At 58.4% G+C, this 570-nt stretch carries 1 protein-coding gene; it reads left to right on the top strand.

Annotated features, from left to right (window positions below):
* Positions 1 to 570, top strand: a 570-nt coding sequence (locus JCM15764_RS20745) for a CxxxxCH/CxxCH domain c-type cytochrome (protein ID WP_243689564.1), incomplete at both ends; no start/stop codon positions are given.

The following is a 570-nucleotide window of genomic DNA, read 5'->3' as shown; positions in this document are numbered from 1 at the left end:
TATCGTAAGCGGTGTTGCCGCAGCACAGTGGGGTGCAACTCTTAATTGCGACGGTTGCCACGGCGGCAACGCAGGCGCAACCAACAAAATCACCACCGGGCAGCATGCTCTGCATACCAACAACGCAGTCCTTGGTGCAAACCTCAGCTGTGTTGAGTGTCATGCCAATACTGTATTGAATGACACCACCATCGGCACTGCAGCAAACCATATGAACAGCTTTGCCAACTTCTCCGGCGCCAAAGCAGGCAAGAACAAGGCAGCCTGTACCGCAGCATACTGCCACAGCGACGGTAAAGGCGGAGCCGGAACGACCGTAAGCTGGAGCACCGGCCCGGCCCTTGACTGTAAAGGTTGTCACGGCGGAGGCACCAGCCAGGCAGGCGAGCCGGTATATACCTCCACTGCACCCGGCACCTCGAAGACCAACAACCACCCGAAACACGTAGGGACAACCGGTGCCAACGCCACCTGTCAGAACTGCCACAGCACCACCATGAGCGGCACCGCTCTGAGTGCCAGCGGCAACCACCTGAACAAGTCGATCAACGTAATCCAGGGCGGAACGGT

This window comes from Geotalea toluenoxydans JCM 15764 (assembly GCF_001311985.1).
Lineage (GTDB): Bacteria > Desulfobacterota > Desulfuromonadia > Geobacterales > Geobacteraceae > Geotalea > Geotalea toluenoxydans.
This window is presented reverse-complemented; position numbering and strand designations above follow the sequence as displayed.